At 68.9% G+C, this 5,933-nt stretch carries 6 protein-coding genes and 1 pseudogene; all 7 read left to right on the top strand.

All coding sequences use genetic code 11. The annotated features are described in order from the left end of the window. The first annotated feature begins 284 nt into the window (after positions 1 to 284). Positions 285 to 455 carry a hypothetical protein gene (locus Q1J95_RS13660; protein ID WP_300268486.1) on the top strand — a complete coding sequence of 57 codons (171 nt, stop codon included), beginning with the start codon at positions 285 to 287 and terminating at the stop codon, positions 453 to 455. Between the two features lie 97 nt (positions 456 to 552). After that, on the top strand, positions 553 to 1,593 hold the full coding sequence (locus Q1J95_RS13655) for an ABC transporter (RefSeq protein WP_300268483.1): 1,041 nt from the start codon (positions 553 to 555) through the stop codon (positions 1,591 to 1,593). Between the two features lie 71 nt (positions 1,594 to 1,664). After that, complete coding sequence (locus Q1J95_RS13650; RefSeq protein WP_300268482.1) at positions 1,665 to 2,111, top strand: hypothetical protein; 447 nt, start codon at positions 1,665 to 1,667, stop codon at positions 2,109 to 2,111. Between the two features lie 52 nt (positions 2,112 to 2,163). Next, positions 2,164 to 2,811, top strand: a complete 648-nt coding sequence (locus tag Q1J95_RS13645; protein WP_300268481.1) for a spermidine/putrescine ABC transporter substrate-binding protein — start codon at positions 2,164 to 2,166, stop codon at positions 2,809 to 2,811. A 159-nt stretch (positions 2,812 to 2,970) separates the two neighbouring features. Further along, complete coding sequence (locus Q1J95_RS13640) at positions 2,971 to 3,447, top strand: DUF2975 domain-containing protein (RefSeq protein WP_300268478.1); 477 nt, start codon at positions 2,971 to 2,973, stop codon at positions 3,445 to 3,447. Then, entirely contained in the window at positions 3,447 to 3,701 is a 255-nt protein-coding gene (locus Q1J95_RS13635; RefSeq protein ID WP_300268476.1) for a helix-turn-helix transcriptional regulator, read from the top strand. Before Q1J95_RS13640 ends, Q1J95_RS13635 begins: the two co-directional genes overlap by 1 nt. Continuing rightward, positions 3,698 to 5,933, top strand: a pseudogene (locus tag Q1J95_RS13630) (hypothetical protein); the annotation flags it as partial. The gene Q1J95_RS13635 and the pseudogene Q1J95_RS13630, both read left to right, overlap by 4 nt.

Genomic DNA, 5,933 nt, shown 5'->3' with positions numbered 1-5,933 from the left:
GGCGCTGTTCGGCGACGCGACGCTTGCCGTGGCATCCGATGGGTCTGTCGCGCTCGCCGCGAATGGCCCCGCCATCGCGGTGTGGTCGCTGCCCGGTGTCGTCGCGCCGCGCGGCTGAGGACCGACCTTCGGTGCCGAATTTCAGACGCACTTGGCTTCGAGCGGCATGTCGCTCGCACGCCACGCCGAAGCCGCGCAGTTGCATCTGAAATTCGACACGAACCCATCGCAGCATCGCGCGTGTCCAGCCCGACCAACTCCGACCCGAGTCGTATCTTTGAGACATGGCACAGGCGGACGGGCGGAATCTGGGGGTGAGCTGGGTGGCAGGAATCCTCTGCATCGGCGTCGTCGCAGCCCTCGTCTGGCTCGCCGCGCCGATGGGGCCGGTGTTGGTCGAATTCGTCGGCGACACGTTGCGCGCCGTCGCCCCGGGAACCGCCGATATTCCTTGAGATTACGCGGGTCACGCGACACGTCGGCACGCCTGCGCTATTGCGCACCGGAGCGGCGATACCCTCGCACTGCACATATTCGACGAGAGGCGCCCCAATGAGTGACCCCGAGGTTCCCCAGCCTGACAAGCCCGCTGACGTCAATGACGTCCTTACGAGCGCGAACGAGGGCCTTGCCGATGCTGAAGCCGCTGGTGCTGACGTGTCTGGTTCGTCGTCCGAGGCCGCTGAGCCCGACACCGCTGCCTCGTCTGACTCTGCTTCCGGCGCCCTCGCCGCCGACGCGGTCGACCCTGATCTCGCAGCCTTCGAAGCGGCCGAGCGCGACCACCCCGGAACCTTCGTGACGCCCGGCCTGGCCGAATCGGTCGAAGCCGAAAATGCCTCGTCGAGCGGTGACAGCGCGGGCGAGCCCGCCACGCGCGTGAACGACACGGGCCTCAGCACCGACGACACCAGCGCCGCTGAGACGTCGATCGCCGATACGGCCTACGAGCCGGCGACCTCTGACGACACAGAGACTCGGGTCGTCCCCTCGGAGCCGATCGTCGCCGCCGCGGCGCCCGTGCAGAATCAGCCCATCTTCGTGCAGGCGCCTGAGCCGCCGCGCGACCGCGGCAACCGTGGCACCGCAGCCGGTGTCGGTCTGCTCGCAACGATCGTCTTCGCGATTCTCTACCTCGGCATCGGCCTCGGATGGAGTGCGATCCAGGGAGATGTGACGAGCGAGAACGTCGTCGATGAGATCCTGGCGCCGCTCACGACCTGGGCGTTCTGGGTTCCGGTCGCCGTCTTCTTCATCGGCTTCTGGCTGCTGGGTGCGATCATCAACCGCGGTCGCTGGGGCCGCTGGGTCATCTTCGGCCTCCTGGTGGGTGTGGTCTCGTACGGCGGATACATCCTCGGCCAGCTCTTCGAAGCGCGGTTCTGGCTGATCTCCTCGGCTGACGCCGTCGACCTGATCGGCGAGCAGCTGTTCGCGCCGATGGCGATCGCCGCCTTCGTGCTCGGGCGCGAGCTGACGATCTGGTTCGGCGCCTGGGTCGCCCGCAGCGGCGCCCGCAAGAACGAGCTCAACGCCGAGGCTCAGCGTGAGTACGAGCGCACGCTTGAGGCCGGCCCGACCCTGTCGAGGTAGCCACGAGTACCGAGTCGTCTGACCCCCGCGGGCCCGCGCCTGCGGGGGTCTCGGCTGTCCAGGCGACGGTCATGACGGCCGTCGGCTTCTTCGCATTCGCCACCCTCGGACTCGGCATCTTGAGCTTCGCGACGGATGCCGACATCATCGGCGTACCCGGCCTCGGGCAGGCCCCCGGGGTCATCGGGATGATCGTCGCTGTCGTGACCTTCGCCGGCATTCTGTCGCAGGCGGTGCGGATCAGGTATCCGCGATTCCGCTCGGTGTGGGCGATCTCGATCATGACGGCGATCGCGCACCTGCTCGCCGTCGGCATCGTGGCGATGTTCACCTCGGGCGAGTTCGTCACCGGCATGTCCGTCATGGGCGGGCTGATCACCGGCGGCTCGAGCCTCGTGATGCTTGTGGTGGCGGCGATCGCCGCGTGGGTCGGCGTTGCGCTGCGGCGGACCCGCGCCGCCCGTCCGCGGTGGCCGTGGGAGAAGGACGATCTCTCCGACGGGCCGGATGCGACATGACCGAGGAGTGCGAAATCTGCCCTGACCGCGCCATTCGCCGTACCCTGTAAGGGTGGAGCGCTCGTTGGAGACACAGGTCGACCTGGCCGTCGAGGCCTGGTTGCGCTGGGTGCCGCGCTGGCAGCCGGCGACCCACCGCGGTCGCGTCGCCGTGTGCCGCCGCTGTCTCGGCTCGCCCGTGCTGAGCGCTGTCGGCATCAGCGGCAACGTCCCGCACGGGGTGCAGCACGGCCTGTCGACGCGTATCAAGACGATCGTCGATCACGCGGTCGCCGAGTACACCGCACGCAATCTGCCGATGCTGCAGGGCGAGCTCGATCAACAGGCCGCACGCAACCGCTCCCGCAGCTACCGTCCGACCGAAGACCTCGCCCCGGAGTTCGAGGGCATGCCGCTCGACCCCGAGCCGGTGCCCGGAGCGCCGTTCCTGTTCACACTCGCCGGACTCGCTGATGCCGAAAGCGTCGAGTTACCGCCGCTGCCCCCGCTCAGCGATGAGGCCAAGGCGGCGCTACGGCAAGAGGTCGGCCTCGCCGACGAGTACGCCAATATGGTCGGCCGAGAGATCTGCAGCATTCTGCTCCGGCACCGGCTGCGCGTGCAGGCCGCGATCTCTGAGCACGTCGAACCGCAGATCGAGGCGATGCTGGCCGAACTGACCGATTCGCTCGATTCGCCCTTCGACTCTGAGACTCCCTGAGTCCCCGGGGGCGTTTAGCACCCCGATGGCGCTGCCGTGACGCGCGGTGCGCGAGCGGATGCTGACACTTCTCTGTGAGAGTGCTCGCGGGCTTGTCGTGCCCGGCATCCGAAGCTATCGTTTTTCGATAGATACCGACCGCTTATCGATAGGCTGACGATGCAACCCCGTGTGACTGCCGCGCTGAAGACCCTGATCGCCGTGATGCTTCTGCTGCTGCTCGCGAGCCAGATTCTGGTGATCCCCGAGGTCGCACGCGTCACGGCGCTGCGCAACCCCGATGTCGCGCATCTGGAGATTCCCGGCATCATCGGCGCGGTCATCTTCCTGGCGCTGGTCGAGATCACGCTGATCTGCGTGTGGCGGCTGCTGTCGCTCGTGCGCGCCGAGCGCATCTTCAGCCCCGATGCGTTCCGGTTCGTCGACATCATCCTCTGGTCGCTCGCTGGTGCCGGGGTCTTGATCGCAGCTTCGTATGCCGTGATCGTCGCGAACCGGGCCGTATCGCTGTCGCTGACCCTGCTGGCTGTGCTGGGCGTGGTCGTCAGCGCTGCCCTCGCCCTGCTCGTGGTCGTCTTGCGCGGGCTGCTGCGCAAGGCCCTCGAACTCGAGCAAGACATGTCTGAGGTCGTCTGATGCCCATCGTGATCGACCTCGACGTGCAGCTGGCGCGAAAGAAGATGAGCGTGCAGGAATTCGCCGACGCCATCGGCATCACCCCCGCCAACGTCGCGGTGCTGAAGAACGGACGCGCCAAGGCCGTGCGCTTCACGACGCTCGAGGCGATCTGCCGGGTGCTCGAATGCCAGCCCGGCGACATCCTGCGCTGGACGGCCGACGATGCTGCGGCCACCGCCGCAGCCGACGCCGACACGGAGGGTGCAGCGTGAGCGCGACGACGGTGATGTCATGGGGCGAGGCGATCGCTCAGCGGTTGGAAGACGCCCGCGTCTGCCCGGTATGCGCTGCTGTGCCATTGCAGGACGGATGCTGCCGCACCTGTGGCTCCGACCTTCGCGGTGCGACCGGGCACCAGGTGTGGGAGGCATCGACCGCAGCGGCCGCGGCGATGCGTCGGCGCGAAGCAGTGCTGCGCACCGTGCCGTCTGTGGTTTCCGCCGCAGGAGCTGCCCCGGCGCCAGGAGCTGCCCCGGCGCCCGGAGCGCATCACGGCGCGGTCTCGGTTCAGCCGATGCCGACCCCGAACATCCCGTCCTCGAACCAGGCGCCCTCGACCGCCCCGCCGCCCGCGGGCCCGCCAGAATTCCGCGAACGCGGCAGCAGCGCGACGCTGCAATCGGTGCTCGCGATCGCCGGTGCCGGACTGTTCGCCGTCGCCGCGATCGTGTTCACGTTCCTGAACCCCGACCTCTCTGACCGGGTGCTGCGCAGTGTCATCGTCGCTGTCGTGACGCTCGTGTTCCTCGCCGGTTCGTGGGCGCTCGCCCGACGCAGGCTGCAGTTCTCGGCCGAAGCTGTCGGCGGGCTCGGGCTCGTCTTCGTCGGATTGGACGTCTACGCCTTCGCCCAGATCGGAACGACCGCGAGCACGACTTGGCTCATCGCTGCCGTGGCCAGCGCCATCGCCGCCGTCACCATGGCGTTCGCCGGTCGCACGGCGCGTATTCGCATCTGGACCTGGGGTGCGCTGTCGGCCCTGGCGATCGTGCCCGCGATGCTCGGCTACGCCGTGGGCAGTGCGCCGGCTGCGGCGCTCGGTCACGTCGCGGTGGCGTTCGTGGCCGCCGGCCTCGTGGCGGTGCTGCCGCGCTTCGCTCCGCGGATGACCGACGATGCCGAGGCTCGATCACTGGAGCCCGAGCGCCGCATGCTGGCCACGATCCAGGTGCTGGCGGTGCTCAGCGCGTTGCCGATCGCCATGGCGAACGTTCTCGGCGCAGCCTTCGGCAACGAGAGCCTCTGGCAGTTGGTGCTCGTGCTGGCTCTTGTCACGGTGCACGCGCTCGTCGCGACGCGCCAGCTGCTGAGCGCCTGGTGGAGCTATGTCGCGGGAGCGGGGGCCGTGGCATCCGTGGTCATGGCCGTGCACGCCGCGGCGGTGAACACGATCTCGGGAGACTGGTGGCTGGCGACGATCGCCGTCTCTGCGGCGGTGTCGTTCGCGATCGCGGCCACGGCGCCGCTGCCGCGCAGCACGTCGCGGAGCGTGCTCGCAGCCGGTGCTCTCACGGTGCTGTCAGTGATCAGCCTGGCTCCGCTCGGCATCGCGGCGCTAGTGGGCGTCGGCGCCGTCTACGAGTTCGCCGCGGGAACGCAGGAGAGCTCGGTGACCGTGACGACGCTGTCGTGGCCGATCCCCGTCACGCTGGCAGGGCTGGCCGCTGGCCTGTGGCTGTTCGCGGTGCTTGCCCGTCGGCACACAGTGCTGGCCGCGATCGTGCGCGCGACGAATGTCGCCGCAACGCTCGTGGCGGACATCGCCATCATCACGCTGGCATGTCTGCCGATGCTGCCGCTCGCTGTGCGCATCGGGGTCGTTCTCGCCGCAGCAGCGACGGCGGCCGCCGCCCTGCGCTGGATCCCCCGGGTGCGCGATGTGCGCACCGGTATCCGCGTCGCCCTTCACCTCGGCGTCCATGTGGCGATCGCGGCCTCTGCCCTCGCATCGTGGCGTGACATCGCTCTCGCCCCCGTTATCGGCATCGCCGTGATCGCGGCCCTGGCGCTCGCCGCGGCTACGGTGGCGACCCGCATCCGCTATCTGCACGTCGGTGCGGGGTTCGCCTATGCGCTGGTGTGCATCTCGCAGGCGCTCGCGCTGACGACGCTCGGCAGCATCGCGGTGCTGTGTCTGACCACGACGGCAGGACTCCTGTGCGCGATCGTCGCGACCTTCATCGCCCGTGTCGGAGCGCGCGCCTGGTATGCGGTGCTCGCCGTGACGACCGTGCCGTTCGTGGCCGGCATCGTGCAGGTGGTCTTCGAACGGAGCGGATGGACGGCCCTGTCGACCGCGCTCATGTTCGCCCTCGCGCTGGCGCTGCTTGTCACCCGCCGACCCGGCCTCACCATCGTGCTGCGCACTCTCGCCGCGGGGATGCTCGTGCCGACGATCGCCGTGGTCGTCGTCTGCCTGGGCGCGCAGGTGCTGGCTGTGAGCG

The organism is Microbacterium sp. (assembly GCF_029263575.1).
GTDB lineage: Bacteria > Actinomycetota > Actinomycetes > Actinomycetales > Microbacteriaceae > Microbacterium.
The sequence above is the reverse complement of the archived record's forward strand: the minus strand, read 5'-3'. Positions and strand labels throughout refer to the sequence as shown.

Coding starts and splice junctions, on each gene's coding strand:
- Q1J95_RS13660 (WP_300268486.1), top strand. CDS start 285: ATGGCACAGGCGGACGGGCGGAATCTGGGGGTGAGCTGGGTGGCAGGA.
- Q1J95_RS13655 (WP_300268483.1), top strand. CDS start 553: ATGAGTGACCCCGAGGTTCCCCAGCCTGACAAGCCCGCTGACGTCAAT.
- Q1J95_RS13650 (WP_300268482.1), top strand. CDS start 1,665: ATGACGGCCGTCGGCTTCTTCGCATTCGCCACCCTCGGACTCGGCATC.
- Q1J95_RS13640 (WP_300268478.1), top strand. CDS start 2,971: ATGCAACCCCGTGTGACTGCCGCGCTGAAGACCCTGATCGCCGTGATG.
- Q1J95_RS13635 (WP_300268476.1), top strand. CDS start 3,447: ATGCCCATCGTGATCGACCTCGACGTGCAGCTGGCGCGAAAGAAGATG.